19 protein-coding genes and 2 tRNA genes are annotated in these 17,369 nt (G+C 45.7%); 12 read left to right on the forward strand and 9 right to left on the reverse strand.

Going from position 1 to position 17,369, the window contains the following annotated elements:
* The 4 genes from ACXJGZ_RS08305 to ACXJGZ_RS08320 form a co-directional block, all read left to right on the forward strand.
* Nucleotides 1-1,044 (forward strand): DUF3887 domain-containing protein (locus ACXJGZ_RS08305; protein WP_456399038.1); only part of this gene is annotated, 1,044 nt, incomplete at its 5' end.
* Nucleotides 1,034-1,405, forward strand: coding sequence for a PadR family transcriptional regulator (locus ACXJGZ_RS08310; RefSeq protein ID WP_456321812.1), 372 nt, complete (start codon nucleotides 1,034-1,036; stop codon nucleotides 1,403-1,405). The genes ACXJGZ_RS08305 and ACXJGZ_RS08310, both read left to right, overlap by 11 nt.
* Nucleotides 1,392-2,201, forward strand: a complete 810-nt coding sequence (locus tag ACXJGZ_RS08315) for an SdpI family protein (protein ID WP_456399039.1) — start codon at nucleotides 1,392-1,394, stop codon at nucleotides 2,199-2,201. Before ACXJGZ_RS08310 ends, ACXJGZ_RS08315 begins: the two co-directional genes overlap by 14 nt.
* Before the next feature lie 199 nt (nucleotides 2,202-2,400).
* The gene (locus ACXJGZ_RS08320) at nucleotides 2,401-3,186 is read left to right on the forward strand and encodes a methyltransferase domain-containing protein (protein ID WP_456399040.1); all 786 of its coding nucleotides are present in this window, start codon (nucleotides 2,401-2,403) and stop codon (nucleotides 3,184-3,186) included.
* Here ACXJGZ_RS08320 and ACXJGZ_RS08325 read toward each other — a convergent pair.
* The gene (locus ACXJGZ_RS08325) at nucleotides 3,174-3,968 is read right to left on the reverse strand and encodes a nitrilase (RefSeq protein WP_456399041.1); all 795 of its coding nucleotides are present in this window, start codon (nucleotides 3,966-3,968) and stop codon (nucleotides 3,174-3,176) included. The genes ACXJGZ_RS08320 and ACXJGZ_RS08325 overlap by 13 nt on opposite strands.
* Before the next feature lie 323 nt (nucleotides 3,969-4,291).
* Here ACXJGZ_RS08325 and ACXJGZ_RS08330 point away from each other — a divergent pair, with 323 nt between their 5' ends.
* From ACXJGZ_RS08330 to ACXJGZ_RS08340, 3 genes are all read left to right on the forward strand, one after another.
* Nucleotides 4,292-4,477, forward strand: a complete 186-nt coding sequence (locus ACXJGZ_RS08330; protein ID WP_293254234.1) for a hypothetical protein — start codon at nucleotides 4,292-4,294, stop codon at nucleotides 4,475-4,477.
* Nucleotides 4,464-5,111, forward strand: a complete 648-nt coding sequence (locus ACXJGZ_RS08335) for a metallophosphoesterase (protein WP_456326923.1) — start codon at nucleotides 4,464-4,466, stop codon at nucleotides 5,109-5,111. Before ACXJGZ_RS08330 ends, ACXJGZ_RS08335 begins: the two co-directional genes overlap by 14 nt.
* Before the next feature lie 112 nt (nucleotides 5,112-5,223).
* A complete protein-coding gene (locus tag ACXJGZ_RS08340) occupies nucleotides 5,224-5,550 on the forward strand; it encodes a helix-turn-helix domain-containing protein (protein ID WP_456321817.1) in 327 nt (108 codons plus the stop codon).
* On the opposite strand, the gene ACXJGZ_RS08345 is transcribed toward ACXJGZ_RS08340, so the two are convergent.
* The 5 genes from ACXJGZ_RS08345 to ACXJGZ_RS08365 form a co-directional block, all read right to left on the reverse strand.
* Nucleotides 5,527-7,212 (reverse strand): DUF4910 domain-containing protein, encoded by a 1,686-nt coding sequence (locus ACXJGZ_RS08345; protein WP_456399042.1) that lies wholly within the window; start codon nucleotides 7,210-7,212, stop codon nucleotides 5,527-5,529. The two genes, ACXJGZ_RS08340 and ACXJGZ_RS08345, sit on opposite strands and share 24 nt — an antisense overlap.
* Before the next feature lie 44 nt (nucleotides 7,213-7,256).
* On the reverse strand, nucleotides 7,257-9,053 hold the full coding sequence (locus ACXJGZ_RS08350; RefSeq protein ID WP_456399043.1) for a glycoside hydrolase: 1,797 nt from the start codon (nucleotides 9,051-9,053) through the stop codon (nucleotides 7,257-7,259).
* The gene (locus ACXJGZ_RS08355; RefSeq protein ID WP_456399044.1) at nucleotides 9,050-9,475 is read right to left on the reverse strand and encodes a hypothetical protein; all 426 of its coding nucleotides are present in this window, start codon (nucleotides 9,473-9,475) and stop codon (nucleotides 9,050-9,052) included. The genes ACXJGZ_RS08350 and ACXJGZ_RS08355 overlap by 4 nt, the downstream gene beginning before the upstream one ends.
* Before the next feature lie 9 nt (nucleotides 9,476-9,484).
* Nucleotides 9,485-10,198, reverse strand: coding sequence for an RAD55 family ATPase (locus ACXJGZ_RS08360; protein WP_456399045.1), 714 nt, complete (start codon nucleotides 10,196-10,198; stop codon nucleotides 9,485-9,487).
* 67 nt (nucleotides 10,199-10,265) lie between these two features.
* Nucleotides 10,266-11,324, reverse strand: a complete 1,059-nt coding sequence (locus ACXJGZ_RS08365; protein ID WP_293254227.1) for a glycosyltransferase — start codon at nucleotides 11,322-11,324, stop codon at nucleotides 10,266-10,268.
* 97 nt (nucleotides 11,325-11,421) lie between these two features.
* Here ACXJGZ_RS08365 and ACXJGZ_RS08370 point away from each other — a divergent pair.
* From ACXJGZ_RS08370 to ACXJGZ_RS08390, 5 genes are all read left to right on the forward strand, one after another.
* Nucleotides 11,422-11,499: transfer RNA gene (locus ACXJGZ_RS08370), tRNA-Pro, on the forward strand.
* An 88-nt stretch (nucleotides 11,500-11,587) separates the two neighbouring features.
* Nucleotides 11,588-11,665: transfer RNA gene (locus tag ACXJGZ_RS08375), tRNA-Tyr, on the forward strand.
* Between the two features lie 101 nt (nucleotides 11,666-11,766).
* The gene (locus ACXJGZ_RS08380) at nucleotides 11,767-12,315 is read left to right on the forward strand and encodes a CBS domain-containing protein (RefSeq protein WP_456399047.1); all 549 of its coding nucleotides are present in this window, start codon (nucleotides 11,767-11,769) and stop codon (nucleotides 12,313-12,315) included.
* A 13-nt stretch (nucleotides 12,316-12,328) separates the two neighbouring features.
* Complete coding sequence (locus ACXJGZ_RS08385; protein WP_456321821.1) at nucleotides 12,329-13,459, forward strand: cation:proton antiporter; 1,131 nt, start codon at nucleotides 12,329-12,331, stop codon at nucleotides 13,457-13,459.
* A 158-nt stretch (nucleotides 13,460-13,617) separates the two neighbouring features.
* Nucleotides 13,618-14,520 (forward strand): asparagine synthetase A, encoded by a 903-nt coding sequence (locus ACXJGZ_RS08390; protein ID WP_456321822.1) that lies wholly within the window; start codon nucleotides 13,618-13,620, stop codon nucleotides 14,518-14,520.
* A gap of 43 nt (nucleotides 14,521-14,563) precedes the next feature.
* Here the strand turns inward: ACXJGZ_RS08390 and ACXJGZ_RS08395 are convergent, their stop codons facing one another.
* The 3 genes from ACXJGZ_RS08395 to ACXJGZ_RS08405 all read right to left on the reverse strand — a co-directional run bounded on the left by ACXJGZ_RS08395 (nucleotide 14,564) and on the right by ACXJGZ_RS08405 (nucleotide 16,718).
* Nucleotides 14,564-14,968, reverse strand: a complete 405-nt coding sequence (locus tag ACXJGZ_RS08395) for a type II toxin-antitoxin system VapC family toxin (protein ID WP_456399046.1) — start codon at nucleotides 14,966-14,968, stop codon at nucleotides 14,564-14,566.
* A gap of 24 nt (nucleotides 14,969-14,992) precedes the next feature.
* Entirely contained in the window at nucleotides 14,993-16,225 is a 1,233-nt protein-coding gene (locus ACXJGZ_RS08400) for a translation initiation factor IF-2 subunit gamma (protein ID WP_456321823.1), read from the reverse strand.
* A 109-nt stretch (nucleotides 16,226-16,334) separates the two neighbouring features.
* On the reverse strand, nucleotides 16,335-16,718 hold the full coding sequence (locus ACXJGZ_RS08405; protein WP_456321824.1) for a 30S ribosomal protein S6e: 384 nt from the start codon (nucleotides 16,716-16,718) through the stop codon (nucleotides 16,335-16,337).
* Between the last annotated feature and the right edge of the window lie 651 nt (nucleotides 16,719-17,369).

Genomic DNA, 17,369 nt, shown 5'->3' on the forward strand with positions numbered 1-17,369 from the left:
GCTGAAAAACCATATGAGGAAACCGCAAAAGCTACATTTAATGCTTTGAAAACCGGGGATTACTCTATTCTAGAACCGTATCTGGATGATGCCATGAAAAAAGCCTTCGACGAGAAGGGTTTCAAAGGTTTTAGAGAAAATTTAGTCAGCAAATACGGTCCTCTGCAAAGCTATGAATTTGTTAAGGAAGGGAAAGCTGGAGAGTTTATACTCGGCTACTATGACTTCAAGTTCGAGAAAGCGGATGTAACCTTAAGGATGGTCTTTAAAGAAGTCAATGGGAAGTACAAGCTCTCCGGACTCTGGATTGATAAGGTCAGCTGGAAGGAGGAGGGAGGACTTCCCTTGGCTCTGACAGTTATCTTCCCAATTTTAGGGGGTATTTTAGCGCTCATAACTTTCTATGCCCTTGGGTTCAAACTGAGAGGCGCAGAATTAATTCTGGGTTTTTTCCTCGTTGTCATAACGCTTTTCGTCCAAAATCCAATCCAACAGGCCCCATTTTTGGCTCTCGGAGTAAAATCAAACTCGGATGTTTTGGCTAGGGGAGCATCCTTCGTTGTCCTGGCTTCAATATGGCTTGGCTTTGTTGCAGGATTCTTTCAAGAAGGTCTTAAGTATATCTTTGTAAGGAACAAAACACTAAGAGCAGCCCTCTTCATTGGGGTGGGCTTTGGTTTAGGGGAGGCTATTTTAATACCCTTCATTCAGCTCGTTCAATCAATGGCACTGGGGAGCGCTCCGTCATCAACACTTATGGTATCCCTTCTGTCCATGGGAGAACGCTATTTAGCTGCGCTTTTCCATGCCGGAACAACAATAGTTTTAGCTTATGCTTACAAAAATGGCTTCGGGAGGAAAGCACTTTTAAGCCTTAGCATAGCTCATGGAGTCGTGGATAGCTTTGCCGCTCACTATCAGCTAACACAATCTCAAGTAAGCCTGCTCTTGACCTACATCTCCCTAATCGCTATAAGCTTCATGCTGCTTCGCTATGGTATCCCGGAGGTTAAAGGGGAGGAGGAAGAAAAGATTGTTTGGTAATCCAAAGGAAAAAGCCCTAAAGAAGCTGCGAAAAGAACTCCGTGCAGGTCTTTACTCCTACATAGTCCTATCTCTCCTTAAAAACAATGGAGAAATGCACGGATATTCCATACGCAAGGAATTTGAAAAAATAAGCGACGGAAAAATAGTGCCGAGTGAGGGAGCGCTCTACGACCTCCTCAAAAGTTTGGAGAGGTATAAGCTCATAGAGGGTTTTTGGGCTGAGGTGGGAGGGAGGCCGCGGAAGTACTACCGCATAACTCCCCTTGGGATGGAAGTTTTTAAAGAACTTGAAAATGAGATAGGGCTCATAAATAGGACTCTAAAAGAGGTAAGAGGTGAAAAATATGAATGGAGCTGATCCTGTATCAACGATGTTTGGTTTTCTCACGTCCTTGCTCATCTTCACAGCAGGTCTCCTGACGTATATTTTCAGGAACAAACCAAATATGGCTATAGGATTTCGCATTGGCTATACCTTCCAGTCAAAGGATGCGTGGAGGCGGACGAACGAATTCGCCGGAAAGGCGTTTATGGCGCTGGGGATTCTGATGGCAATCGTGAACCTTTTCCTCAAAAGCCCACCCGCTGTAACGATCCTGATGGTGCTCGGAATCAGCCTGATACTTTGGAAAAGCTATGGAATATCCAAGGAAATCGTAGAGAGGGAGGATCTCTCCAAACCCGCTAAGGGCACCCCACAGCTCATAAAGAATATAGATATAAAGCCGTACATCCTCTTCCAGCTTGCCCTCCTTTGCTCCTACATCCTCCTCCTCACCTTGAGCTGGGATAAAATGTCGGACACGATAGCGACCCATTTTAATTTCAATGGAATTCCTGACCGCTTTGAACCCAAATCAACAGGAGCATTCCTCCTGCCGGTTATGGTCTCGGCGTTCGTAATTGGCCTCACATACCTCGGGAAGGATCCGATGGCACTGAGGATTCCCGGAGGGAGTGTGAAGGTAGCGAGGATAATCCTCGAGCTCCTGACGATAATCCAGCTGCTCCTCTGGGGTGCATTCGTTTACTCACTCCTCTACAACGCCTACGGCTTCAGCTCCGCGATCCTTCTTTCCCTCTTCACAGTCGGTAGTATTGGTGCCATTGTGGTTGAGACCATCCGACTGCTGAGGATCCTGAGGATGAGGTGAGATGAATCCCTACATCCTGCTCAAACTGTTCTCGTGCTCTTCACGCGCTCGTACTGGTCGGCTCAGCTTTCCAGCGCCTCTATCAGTTCATCCTCGGTAGGGTCTTTAATCCTCATCGCACCCCCCGTCAATCTATGTAAGTTTACAAAATATTTAAACCTTCCAATATCCTTAAATAATTCCATGGAGTGGTGATGCCATGTCCCTTGAAGAGCTCTACCGCCATCTGAGATGGAGGATGCAGCCTGAAGATGAGAGAGCCCGCAGGAGGTTCGAAAGGATAAGGGCTTTCTTTGAATCCCTAAATCTCCCCAAGAACCCAAGGGTGCTCGATTTGTGTGCAGGTACAGGTATAGCTGGAGCTGCAGCCTCAAAGGCAACTCACGCCAGGCTCCTAACGGTTTTAGACGCGAGAGAAGAAGACCTTGAAAAAGCAAGGGAGTGGCTTAAAATAGCGGATATCAATCCCGGGCTTCAAACCATCGTTGGAGATGTGAGAGAGGTTCATAGACTCGTAAAGGAGCACGACCTCGCCATCCTGTGGGGGCTCACTATGCCGCATTTTGACCCCTTCGATGCCATCAAAATTTTTGCAGGGGTCTCCACTGTGCTGAGCGAGGATGGAGTTTTTATGGTTGAAGAAACTGACAGACTTTACATGATTTCAAGAAGCCGCTACAAGGACCTCCTCGTGGAAACAAGAGGAGAAGATTACACAATCATCTCAATCCATGAGGGCTACGATATGAGGAGGGGGCTCTTTAAGAGAGGTTGCTACAAGCTACCGGGCTTCGAAAGGATAGGGGAAATGGAGACGAGACTCTGGGATCTGGCTTCACAGCTCGCAATAGGGAGGATTTTCTTTGAGGAGGCGAGGCTCATAACAACAGCCGAGCATGGCATAACAGGGGTCTCGGATGTTCTCTACTTCCGAAAGCCGAGTAAAAAGGTTGCAGAAGAGGTTCTAATGTCTCAGATGAAGTAGAACCCGGGCTTTCTATCCTTAAAGATGTCGTTGAACTCGTTTATCCTTTTATTCCTCGCCTCCTTAACGTTTATATCAACAATTCCAACCTCCTCCTTGTCCTCACTCCCCATCGCCAGCACTTCAGCCTTCGGCGAGGCTATGGTGCTCTTCCCTATGAACCTCAGCCCGCGCTCTTCTCCCGTTCTGTTTGCAGTAATTGAAAAAACCCTGTTCTCAAGGGCTCTTATGGGCATTGCCCTCGGTGCGTAGGGCATCACGAGGTTGGAGGGGTGTGCTATTATGTCCGCCCCTTTCAGTGCCAGCGTTCTCATGGCCTCCGGAAAGAACCAGTCAAAGCATATCATAATCCCAACCTTCGCCATGCCTATGTTGAAGACACGAAAGCCGAGGTTTCCAGGCTCGAAGAAGAGCTTCTCACGGTAGAAAAGATGGATTTTACGGTATTTGCCGATGTAGCCGGAGGCTATAGGGCCCGTTATTACCGCCGAATTGTAAAGGGTACCATGTTCATCCCGCTCCGCGGTTCCTGCAACTATAAAAACGTCGTGCTCCCTGGAGAGCTCCGCGAGAAATTCTGTGGTCTCCCCATCCGGGATCTGCATGGCGATGCTTTCCACTTCTTCCCTGCTCTCAAAGTTATAGCCCGTATCAAAGAGCTCGGGTAGAACGACGAGCTTTGCACCTCCGGCGGCCGCTTTTTTTATAAGGCGCTCGGCTTTGCTGAGGTTGGCATTTAAATCCAAAAGTTTTGGTTCCATCTGAATGAATCCCACTTTCATAGTTCCACCCAATTTTCCTTGTCCCCATGCTTTATTTCATTTTTTGTAGCGGCTCGAATTTTTATTGCAGTCTACAAAGGGTTAATAGAGAAAAGAAGCAACTGAAATGTTTTTACAGACACTTGCGATATGATACAAATTGCAAATGAATTTTTACAGGAACTCATGCCCCATCACACTCAGAGAGCAGATATTAAAGGTTTGAAATTTTCCAAAAGGAACCGGGCAGGGAAAGGAGGAATTGAAGCGGGAGCCACCCAGAGATTTCCTTTTCATGCATGGCTAATTTCAATGGCAAAAGAGAAAAGTTTAAAAAGTGGCATATGAAAGCAAGGGTAGGTGATGCTCATGAAGAGGAGACCAAGGAAATGGAAGAAAAAGGGAAGAATGAGATGGAAATGGATGAAGAAGAGGATCAGGCGCTTGAAGAGGCAGCACAGGAAAGAGAGAGGATTAATCTGATTCTTCTACCTTTTATATTCTGCGGTGCCGCCAATGGAGCATTTTAAAAACCTTGAGCAGCTTTCTCTTGAGCTGGACACATCAAAAGGAAAGATTCTCCTTCTGGCAGACCCGCATCTAGCTTTTGAACTCTCCAGGGGTCTGAGGATAAGAACCTATTTTGAGAGGGAGCTCGCAGAATTCATAAAATCAAAGGAACCCGATTTTGTGATGCTCCTCGGTGATGTCAAGGAGCCCCTTGGGTTGAAAACATACACAAAGAAAATTTTACTTGAATTTTTCAGCACGCTTGAGGATTTTGAAATCTTAATTACAAAGGGAAATCACGATGGAAAAATCGAGGAGATAGAGAGGGAATTTAAGAATGTGAAAGTTGCTGAGTACTTTTTGATAGATAATGCCCTCTTTATACATGGCAACCAGAGGCTGCCCGAGATAGAATTTGAGAGAGCATATCTCGGACATATACATCCTGCCGTCAGGATAAAGTTTGGAAGCGCTGTTAAAAAGGCAAAATGCTTTCTCAGGGTGCGCAATTTCCTCATCCTTCCAACAATCAACCCCTACATAGAGGGCTTCGATGTCAGGCAGGGAATAAGGATGATACCCTTTCTAAAGAGCGCGAAAAAGGGAAAAATATTTTTACCGGATGGAACTTATCTGGGAGAAGTATCGTTTTAAAGGAGAAAATTTAAAAAATTTTTTCATATAAAGCCACAAGTTTTATTAACCTTAACGACCATAATATATGAAGGAGATATTGCATAGGTGAGAAAGTTTAAAGGTGGGCTCGATGCACGAAAAGTTAGAGAGTCTGTTGCGCTCCCTTGGCGTTAAAAAGAGCGAGATAAAGATTTACAAACTCCTTTTGGAAAAGGAAGTACCTCTAAGGATAAAGGAAATCCAGAGGGAAGTTGGATTGAGTGAAAGAAGTGTCAGAAGCCATGTTTTAAATCTCTACAAAAGAGGGTTCCTGAGGAGAAAGCTCATCGAGGAAGGGTGGCTCGGATACACCTATTCGGCAGTTTCCCCATCGGAGCTTCTTGAAAGACTGAAAGAGAACGTGATCAGAAAGATCAGCGAAATTGAAAAGGAGTTAAATGAGAGAGATAAAACCTAGCTCCTCCAGAATTTGCAGGCACCTTTCAAGTTTTTCCCTTTCATAGTCTCCGTATTCTTCTTTGAGAGCCTTGAAGGACTCCTCTCTCGGGAGAACTTCCCCCAACATTAAGAGCTCATGGAGGAGCATTGAATATCTGCGCTCCTTTAGGAGCTCCCTGAATTCCCTGCCCTTTGTACTATCGATTCTTATCACTTCACCGGCACTTATGATGCCCTTCCTCTTCCACCGGAGCCAGGGCTTGAATTCAAAGTCATGTCCAATCTCGATTCCAAAAAACTTCGAATCTCTAGCCAGCCCCTTCATAACGAGTTTTTCCGCAAGCTCCGTTTCCCTCTCCATACCGAGCTCCCCGAGATACTTCATAACATATGCCCTCGCAAACCTCTTGAGCTCTCCCTTCTCGGCTTTTGCAAGCGCCAAAACCGTTGCCAGAACGGATTTTCCTATAATCTCGATAGTCTCCTTGCTCACCTTTTCTATTGAGTCTTCACTCGAATGATAGAACCTATCGGGCCACGTAATGGGCATTACCGAGGGTATCCCAAAGAAGTTGAATACATCGTGATCGCTCCCCATCTCATAAGAGTAGCTCCTCGCGGGTGCCTTTGGGAGCATGCTACCCGAAAGGCCAGAACCTTGGGAGTTTGCTAGGTTTAGGTAGTACTCCAGAAGTCCCGATATCATCGAAAACCTTGAGAGGGGTGTTTTCACAATCATTATGGTCGAACCCTTCCTGAAGTCACCTGCCACCATATCCAGATTTATTGCCACGTAGTACTCTTCAAGCTCTGCAAACTTTTCTATGAAGGCCTGAGTACCGAAGTGCTCCGGAATCCAGAGGAATGCAAATCCAAAGCGAAATGAGTCATTATACAGCTTCGAAAGAACCCTTGCAAGCTCAAGCACCATTGCGCTCCCGCTCGCGTTGTCATTGGCGCCGGGCTTCGGATGGCAGAGATGTGCGGAGAATAGGATATATGGAGGCTTTCCAATCGTGGCATAGAGCATGGGGAGGATCTGTCTCTTGGGAATTTTACTCATGACTTTAATCCTTGCTCTAACATTTTCTCCCTTCTTAAGCTTTGAAATTATCTTTTTCGCCCATTCCTCGCTTATCGCTCCGGCAGGGATTTTTGCCCATTTTAAATCCTCCTCCGTTAAAAACAGCCCCACATAGGGGAATGCATTTCCCGTGCCTTCCCTGTATATGAGAAAGCCCTTTGCCCCCTTTTCATTGGCTTTTCTGTAGTTCTCACGCCACTCGGATCCCACCAAGACTATTTTACCTTCGGCCCTTTCCCAATCCTTCTCTTCCCTGATCAAAACTAGCTCCCCTTCAGCCTCTCCCGGCGGTGAATGAGCCATGGCAACGAGGGGTGTTCTTTCGCTCGTAACCTTTTCCCCATCAACCTCAACTTCCGCATACACAAGATCCCATGCTATTGGGGAGGTTAGCGTCAGATATCTGCTCTTTCCATCGTAAAATACTTCAAAGAGCTCTCCTTTAATCCCCCATATTTTCAGCTCCTCCAGTATATACTTAGCCGCCTCAACGAGCTCCTTCGAACCCTGAATGCGGTGAAACTTGGATATGTCCCCTATATCCTGAAGTATCCTTTCCGGATTCAAAACCTCAGCTTCCTTCAAAAAGCGCTCCATAGTAACACCGGGATAATTTGGGGGAGAGGAGGAGATAAATCTTTCTAATCCATACCCTTGTGTTCGCACCACTCCTTGTTTTCCCATTCGCCATGCATTTCTCCACCTATGTGCCCGGTGTCTGCCACAGCTTTCTTCAGGTCATAGAGTGCATCGATGGCATTTCTCAAATCGTCGGGGAGATCCTCATTGCCAACATACAGAGCCGCCCTCGTAACCACGTTGTAGCTGCTCATGGGAACCTCGCTCTTAAGACTGTCAAACCATGCCTTCTCGCTCGTTTCCCACCCCTCGAGACCCTGCATTTTAAAGAGCTCATAATCATAGTAGAGCTGGGGAAAGGCCAAAAGCTTCATATACTCCAGGAAAAGGTAGTTCGCCCTCTCATGCAGTCCTTCATCCATATAAACCGTCATGAGTTCTATAAGAGCTTTGCTTATTGCAGAGACGTTTCCAAAAGTTACCCTCGTGTCAATGTTCTCCCAGAACCTTGGATCCGAGTGATTTGCAAGGAGCATTATGTAATAAATCCTCCCAAGCTTTAGGGCAAGAGTCGGATCCATGTCCTCTATGGGTTTGGTGACATACTCAACGCTCGTATCCATTTCAAAGTATTCATAGTGCTCCCTGAAAAATATGCGGGAGTATCTAATTAAAAACTCCTTTATGGAGTCCACATCCGCTTCCGGAAGATAGTGATGAATGAGGTCAATAATACCAAAGCGAACGCTCCTGTTGAGCTCCCTGAAGAGCTTTGTAAAGGCATATTTCCACAGCTGAGAAACCTTCTTCCCCTTGTACATCCGGTGGATAACTTTGTTATCCTCTCTCCTAACTCCAAGCCACCTCATATCGCCCGTTCTTCCATCGACGCTCAGATCATAGTAATCGCTCCAGCTCGAGTAGTCCTTAACATTTATCCTAAAGTGATCGCTGCATTCCCCCTCCAGACACTTAAACTCGCCCCTCTTCTTCTTCCTCACAAATTCAATGGCATTTATCGCCTCAACTCCCCTCTCTTCAAGACCCTTGATCCAATTCAGGAACCGATCAAGCTGCTGTGGATTGCTTAAGAGGGCTTCCAAGTCGCTGGCCAAGTAAACTAAGTAAGGAATCTCTTCATTCTCCTTGAAAACATCCACTCTCCCCTCCACGACCGCCCTTATCAGCCCATCCACGTTTAAAGTGTTGAAAGCATATGCATCGCTCAGCTGGTGATCCCTCCCAAACACATACCCGATTTTATCGTTGCATTTGTATGTGTTGCACGAGTACTTTGCCTGGGGAAGATTTAAGCCCACAAACTGCCTCTCATCAAAGAGGAAGAGAACGTTTTTATCCGTGGCTTCCGCTACCATTTTAGCAGTGTCTCTAGTGGTAACGTTTTCGGGAAGCCAGTAACCCACCACATCTTTATTGGCTATAAAAGGAGTGTAAAAGTCATAGGAAATCTTAGCCAGAATCTCCTGCTCAAAAAGGCTCAAATGGGGCATTATGGGGTGGAAAGGTGTCGTCGGAACGGCTTCCACCTTATCCGTGAGCAGCTCCACTATATTCCCGTATATCCTCGGTTTATACCTCAAAATCATGTAGAGGGTGAATGGTTCAATATCGACGCTTACCTTTTTCTCCAGGGATCCGAGGGCATCATTCGTGTATTCATAAGCCTTTATAAGGGTCCTAGTCCAGTTTCTCGCCTTCACCTCAACATCCCTGATTTTCAAGGACACGGGACTCAATCTCTCGGAATACTTGATGGAATCCCACCCAGTACCGTCATGGATATAAATTATATCGCCCGGCTGATAGCCGTGAAGATGATATGCAAATTTCTGCATCATCCTCTCTCCCCCAGATGCTGGGGCATGTCCAAAAGTCCCGGCTTTTTAAGGATTTTTATCAAATTTAAGAGCTCCGGAGGCTCCAGTATTTCAGGACTCCTCAGAATTGTCAAAAACTCCCTCTCAAGCTCCTCCTCAGAAACTTCTGATTCAAACTCTTCGGCTTTCCTGACACCTTCTTTGCCCCCCTCCTCCTTGCCCAATCCCTTCTGTATCTCTGTTGCCCTCCTTTTAGCTCCTTCCTCTTTTCCCATCTGATATGCCCTTTTAACCGCTTCATATATCCCGAACTTCTTGGCTTCTTCATAGAGCTCCCACTTCTTCTCATGTATCCAGGAGAGCCATTCACTGTGGCCTTTATAACCCACGAAATATCCAAAACGGTAAGCTTCCTTTATAAGTTTCTCTTTCTCTTCGTCCATGAAGATCCCTCAGAACGGTGCCTCGTTGTATATCCTAATCCCTTCCCTCGAGAATTTCACCCTCTTCATGTTGCTGTCGTGGGGAGTTCCTCGCATTTTCAGGATTTGGAGGGCTCTTATCATCGTATAGTTTCTCATGAAGTGATGCAGCACGATTACACCGCTCACCAGATAGTATTCATCCGTATACATGTCGGAGCTCATCATTTCCGAGATTATAAGGGTTGTAATTCCCATCTCCTCCAGCGCTCTTATGAAGTTTCCGAGCTCCCTCCTCTTGTTCTCAGGGTCAGCAACGAGCTGTTCCATGGACGTAAAAGAGTCTATAACTATTCTCTTGGGTTTCTCTGCCTGAATTGCCTCCTTCATCTTGGAAAAGAGCTCTCTCCAAGTCAATTTCTGGGTTAATCTGAGCAGATTATATCCAATATCGTAGAAAACAACTTTTCTAGCCTTCGTGTAGGTCAGGATGTTGAAGTCATATTTTGTCATATCCTGGATAATAATCTTTGGATCATCCACGAGAGAGATATAGAGACCCTTCTCGTTATTCTTCGCGCCCTCGATTAAGAATTGGATTCCTATTGTGGTTTTTCCGCTTCCGGGGGGGCCGCTTATCAGATAGACTCTCCCTGGGATAAAGCCTCCTCCAATGAGATCATCTAAACCCGGAATGCCGGTAGAAACACGATCTAATGTCTTAAGTATCTCACCCACATACATGAGTATACCCCCAAGGTTTAATTCCTAATTGATATGTTAAATCTCTAAAGTTTATATGGGTTTTGAATTAACTCCATGTGATATGTCTGTTAACAAGAAATCTCACCACGAAGGAGGCTCCTATCCCCACGAGATTGGCGAAAAGGTAATACGCTCCCAGATGCAGGAGAATTCCATATATCAGCCACTGTACGAGAGCCCCTGTTAGTGCCGCTAGGTGAAAGCTCAAAATCCTCCCGAGGAAGGGCTTTCTCTTCAGATCCTTGAACGTCCACAGATCATTCCATGTGAAATTGTTCAAAATAGCAAGCTCCGTGGCAGGAAGGTTTGCCAAAAATTTATGCATTCCAAAGAAATTCACAAAAAACCAGAGGAAAAACTCATTTACTACAATTCCCGTTGTCCCAACGATGGAGAACTTAACCAGCCTGTCAATCTCACCTTCCCAGAGCATCAGCCGCCATAGGTGCCTCAAATAGTTAAAAATCTGTTTCTGTCCCAGCTTGCTCTCTCCGGCATTCCTCAAGCCGAATGTGAAAGGAACTTCCGCAACATTGGCATATTTCCCCTTTATCAGAATTTCCAGAAGTATCTTAAAACCCACGGGATTCAGCTCCACATCCTCCACAACTTCTCTTTTGAGGGCAAAAAAGCCGCTCACGGGATCTTTAACATTTCTTATCTTCGGAAGGGCAACCCGTCCGATCATTATGGCTCCTTTGGATATTATCCTCCTGTACCAGTACCAGTTCTCCACTCTTCCCCCTTTTACATAGCGGGAAGCCACCGCAACATCCGCTCCCTTCTCTATGGCTTCCACGAGATTTGGTATAACTTCGGGGGGATGCTGCAGATCAGCATCCATGACCACAAAAATGTCCCCCCCTGCAATCTCAAATCCCCTGATGACCGCGGAAGATAGTCCCCTCTCCTTCGTTCTCCTCAAAACACGAACCGGATATTGTCGAGAGAGCTCTTGGGCTTTCTCCCAAGTCCCGTCCGGGGAATCGTCATCAACAACGATTATCTCGAAATCTCTACCTCTCAAAGAGGAGCTTATCCTCTCAAAGAGCTCCTTGAGGTTATCACGCTCATTATAAGTTGGAACTATGATTGATATCTTCATGCTCTCCCTCCCAGAGAAATGGAGTGGATAAATTAATAACCTTTTCCTTCCGCAACCTTTATAACACCCTTATTTGCTCATAATTCCTGTGGGACATGGGGCCGTGGGGTAGCTTGGTCCATCCTTTGGGCTTCGGGAGCCTGAGACCCGGGTTCGAATCCCGGCGGCCCCACCATCATCACATCTTCTCAATGAAGAAAAGATTGGTGGAGAAAAATTTATAAACCCCTCATTAATCATTAGTTATCGGGCGGGCTTCAGGTCCCGCGGTAGCCTAGCCTGGGAGTGGCGGCGGACTGTAGATCCGCAGGTCCCCGGTTCAAATCCGGGCCGCGGGACCACCAAAAACTCTTTTAAGGTTTAAATGAACACCCTTTCAAATGGAAAAGTATTTAAACATCTTCTTTGCATAATTAAATTGGGGATATATGTGGAAAGGGGCATGCCAAGACTTAAGAAAGCCAGCAGTGCAAAAGAAAAGAAAATGCAGATCATAATCGGAAAAAGGAGACATTTACAGCTGGAAAGAAGAAAGGAAGTGAGCCACAATATAAGATACATAGGCAAAGTCCCGGTTAGGATTGTCATGGACACAGAATTTCTAAAAGTTCAGCCCCAAGACAGTTTGGTGGATTTGATTGATAAGCTTAGAGGAGAAGAAACCTCTGCCGTTGTCCTCGATGAGGAAGGGAAACTTCTAGGTTTTGTTACGATGAAGGATTTGCTCAAGTTTTTTGCTCCCTTTCAGAAACATACCGTTATTGGAGTGGGGCTACTGAAGAGATATTCCCTCACAAGGGCTTCCCGTGTGGAGGACATAATGATAACCAAACCCATAACCATAGGAATTGAGGATACCCTCGACCAGGCAATAAAGATAATGATGGAAACCGGAAAGCATCATCTTCCGATAATAGACAGAGAGAAGAAAGTTCATGGAGTTTTGGAAGTTAAGGACATAATCCGGCTAATCAGGATTGTAAGCGTTTAATACGGCGGTAATAATGGAAGACTTACTCCTCATAGCCCTAATGCTAGCCATAGCAAAAACGGCTGGTTACCTCTTTGAGAGGGCAAAACAGCCGACCGTTTTAGGACAGATTCTGGCTGGCATTCTGATAGGTTTATACTTCAAGAGCGATGAGGTTATACACGCTTTCTCCAATATGGGAGTTCTCCTCCTTCTTTTTCTGGCCGGACTTGAAAGCGATATAAACGAGTTTAAGCGGGTTGGAAAGCCCAGCATGCTGATAGCAACGATAGGAGTCATCGTATCTTTCATAATGGGTTTTTTAATAGCCCTGCCCTTTTTCTCCATCAGGAACGCCCTTCTTATGGGTGCGATTATGACACCCACGAGTGTTAGCATCACCGTGAGGGTATTAATGGAACTCAGAAAGCTTAGGGCAAGGGAAGGAGTTGCCATCCTGGCAGCCGCCGTCATAGACGATGTCCTTGGTATCCTAGTCCTAACGATAGTGATCTCAATTCTGAAGGAAGGAAATGTGAACCTCTTGAGCATCCTGGAGATTATAGTGGAAGTTGCAGGCTTCCTATTTCTCCTCTTAAAGTTTGGCGTTCCATTAATGGATAAAATCTTCCATCAGGTGAGCAGAATAAAACTTCCCGAGAGCACTCCAGCATTTGCCCTTGTCATAGCGATAAGCTTTGCAATTCTCGCCGAAAGGATGAACATAGCCTCCATTTTAGGTGCCTACATGACTGGGCTCGTTATAGGGCAAACCTATTATGGGAAGCAGGTTATGGATAAGCTCTCCACGCTTGGTTACACACTATTCATCCCCATATTCTTTGTAGAGGTTGGCATGAGCATAGACATAAGCTACGTTTACCATGCCGGGCTCTTTGCCGTACTCTATACGATGACGGCTATAGCGAGCAAGATACTGGGATGCGGTCTTGGGGCATATCTGGGAGGCTTCAATCTTCAGGAATCAATTAAGGTCGGTGTGGGAATGATTCCAAGGATGGGTGTTGAGCTGGCAATGCTGGCAATAGCAATAAAGAGCGGAGTTGCAAATGATGATATTCTCACCATAGCTGTTTTCATGGTATTTGTGACGACAATAATAACACCCCCATTGCTCAAGTGGGTGTATACCAAGCTGGAATAATCAAAGGAGATTTTAAAAAATAAAAAATGTCAATATAGAAACAAAATTTTGTCATATTGATTAAATAGTCCTCTAAAAAAAGAAAATTCTATCAAAAATACAAGAAATTTCGCATAAAAGACATAAACCTTGAGATATACTTATGCTCAGGTGATAGCATGAACGCGGTTCAGTTGATTAGTAGGGATATAGAACCCATAATGAGGGTGCAGACAAAGGTCGTCGAATATATGACTGGATTCTTCGTTAAAAAGGGGTTTAGATGGCTCTTACCGATCATGCTAAGCTCCATAACGGATCCGCTATGGCCGGACCCAGCAGCGGCAAAAATGAAAGCTCCTGAGATTGAGGCATATGGGAGTAGATTAAAGCTCATGCATAGCATGATACTCCACAAACAATTTGCAATCGGGATGGGCTTGGAAAAGATATTCATCCTTTCTCCAAACATACGGCTCGAGGACAGGGATAGGGATGATGGAAGGCACTCCTATGAGTTCACCCAGCTGGATTTTGAAATTGCTCATGCCAGCATGGACGATGTGATGAGCCTTATAGAGGAACTTATAACAGGTTTGTTTGACTATGTAAGAACCCTACCGGAAATGAGGGAAATAGAGAGGGAGATTCCAGAAGTTAAATCCCCCTTCAAGCGCTTCACAATGAAGGAGATAGAGGAAGTTTATGGAGACGATGAAAAAGCAAGCAAAGCTATGAGAGAACCTTTCTGGATCGTCGATATTTCAAGGGAGTTTTACGACAGGGAAGATCAGGGACATTTCAGAAACTACGACCTTATAATGCCCGAAGGCTTTGGAGAGATTTCAAGCGGTGGTGAGAGGGAGTGGCAGTATGAGAGGATAGTGAAGAAGCTTAAAGACAGCGGATTAAGTCTCGAAGCTTTCAAACCTTACCTAGAGGTGGCAAAAGCAGGAAAATTAAAACCCTCTGCAGGTGCGGGCATCGGAGTTGAGAGGCTCGTTCGTTACATTGTTGGAGCGAAACATATAGCGGAGGTGCAGCCCTTCCCGAGGATCCCGGGAATTCCAGCGGTTATTTAGTCCTGTTTTAGTTTTTAGTTCCTAGTTTTTAGTCTTTGGATCCTTAATCTATCATTCCCTCAAGCACCAAAATCTTCCTCTGCCGCAGGTATATGACGGGGATCCCCTTCTCTCTAAGTTTTTTCCTAAGCCCCTTATCATTTGTGCACACTATTACGTCAGGCATTTTCAGGGCGAACTCCAAAATCAGCTCATCCGTTGGCTTTTCACCATATCTTCCGAGCTTTACCACATTAAACCTCTCGATTAAGGATTTGGCCATCCTTATCGCCAAAAGATCTTTGCCGCGGGATTTCCTTTCAATAACCTCAAGCTCCTGCCTCACAACATCGGGGATCCCTATTTCAAATTTAACATCCAAAATGCGGTGGAGCTCTCCTATAACATCCACCCCGAACTGGCCCGGAACAAGGAGAAAATTTGTATCAAAGATCACCAACTTGGGCATAAAAATCACCAGAAAATGAGAAAATCACCCCTTAATAAGACCATATCCAATGAGGCGCCACCTCGAACCCACTTGCCTGCTTATTGCAACCCTGTCCCCTGGCTCTGCACATATCGGTATCTGAAGCTTTATCTCCACCTCATCCTTTCCAAGGTTGGTGACGAGACCAACAGTCCTTGCGGTTCCCACGTTCAAAAGAAGCATCTCCCTTCTTTTTATGGGCTCGACTTTGAGCTCCTCCTCGGTTCCAACAACTCTGTCCAAGAGGTGAACCTCCAAGCGAAGTTCGTTCCAAACAGGAGGCAGCTTACCGGGCTTTCCTACGACATTGCCAGCCATCAAATCTCCCTTGGTCAAATAGGGATCGAGCTTGGTTCCAACCCCAACGAGACCTCCGGGAAAGGCTTCATCAACGAACTTACCCCCAGCCTGCAGGGATACTATTTCCGTTGTTATCGGCTCATATCTAATTCTCCCATGCTCTTCATAGGGAATTCCCGGTCTTATTTCTATTTCATCCCCCACCTTGAGTTTTCCTTGAATAATAGATCCCCCGAGCACGCCACCTATGAGCCTCTCCGGTGTTGTTCCCGGCTTATTAACATCAAAACTCCTCAAAACGAGCATTCTGGGAGATTTCCTTGGATCCCTCTTGCGGGTTGGGATAACCTCCTCAATGGCTTTCATCAAAACATCAACGTTTGCACCGTGAAGTGCCGATATGGGAATTATCGGTGCATTTTCAGCCACCGTCCCTTTAACGAACTCCTTAATCTCCCTGTAGTTTTCAAGGGCTCTCTCCTTATCAACGAGCTCGATTTTGTTTTGAGCTATTATTATGTTCCTGTTGCCCACTATTTGAAGTGCCATCAAGTGCTCCCTCGTCTGGGGCTTTGGACATGGCTCATTTGCTGCTATGACCAGAATGGCTCCATCCATCAAGGAGGCACCTGCGAGCATCGTGGTCATCAAAGCCTCGTGACCAGGAGCATCTATGAAAGAAACCCTCCTCTCAAATTCGGTTTCAGCACCGCAGTAAGGGCATTTTGGGGAAGTCGAATATTTTCCACAGCTCGGACATTTCCTAATCTCCGCATCTGCAAAGCCTATCTTAATCGTGATACCCCTTCTAAGCTCCTCACTGTGGGTATCAGCCCAGATCCCGGTCAAAGCCTTGGTGAGTGTCGTTTTACCGTGATCAACATGACCTACCATCCCAATATTAACCTCAGCCTGTTTAAACTTCTTTTTTGCCATCTCCACCACCTCTCTAACTATAGAACAGAACATGTGTTTATTAATGTTGCCTTATCAACCTAAAAACCCTCGAAAATAGAGCAAGCAGAAAGTAGATGGTGAGGAGATATCACTCCTCATAAACTATTTTGGTGTTGATTTGCATGATTTCCGGGCTTATAGTGTTACCCCTGACTGTTTTCTTCCTTCTCTCACCCTTATCCTTTGGCCTGAATCCCGGGCCCCTCGAAACTAGAATCCTTATCTTCCTTGGGCCGTGCACATCAGGCCTCATGGGGAAGCCATCCTTATCAGTTCCGCCCGTGATTTTCAGCTTAACGTTCTCCGGTACCTCAACGCCCAATACCTCATTGAGCTTGACACCCAAGAGGCTCGCATCAAATGTGTCCCCTATCTTCAATCCTATCAGAGCCTCGGCTTTCTTATCGCTAATCTCTATCTGCTTAGCCACTCCACTCTTAGGGTCTGAAATCACTACCTTAAATGTTACCATTTTCCTCCCACCTCTTTCCTTCATTAGCGGGATTCATTGGGCAAAGCCCTTTCCCAAGGGTGCTTAATGAAGGGGATTTAAAAACCTTTCCATCTGGGGGCACGTTCTGTTGTTTTCCTGACATCCTTCGTGCCCCCTAAGTTACCCCCATATTCAGCATTCTTTCAGAATAATTCTGGTTTTTGAAGTAAACACTGCTTACCAGCTTTCTAAAGGATTACCGAAGCGGAGTTTTCAGCGTTCCTTCGTGCCCTTTACGCTAACCCCCAAGTTCCTGACATCTTGCTGAAGTGAAGGGGTAAAGGGGAAGGCCGAAAGATACCAGAATGGTCAAACTGCAACCCATTCCCCTTTTAAAAACCTTTCCATCTGGGGGCACGGTTCTGTTATTTTTCTGACATCCTTCGTGCCCCCTAAGTTACCCCCCATATTCAGCGTTCCTTCGTGCCCCTTAGGCTCATCTACATATTGTGACTGAATGGTTTTAAGTTTCTTGAGTACCCCTTTACAAACTCAAAACAACACCAACCAAAACACCTAGTGTAAGATATATGTCCTCCAAAAATTTTCATGTGAAAACACTCTGCTGTCGAATAGAAGAAAAATAGAAAAATTTCAGAGCTGTTCAAATCTATCTGCCAGGCGTTTTAA

This window comes from Palaeococcus sp. (in: euryarchaeotes) (assembly GCF_053987695.1).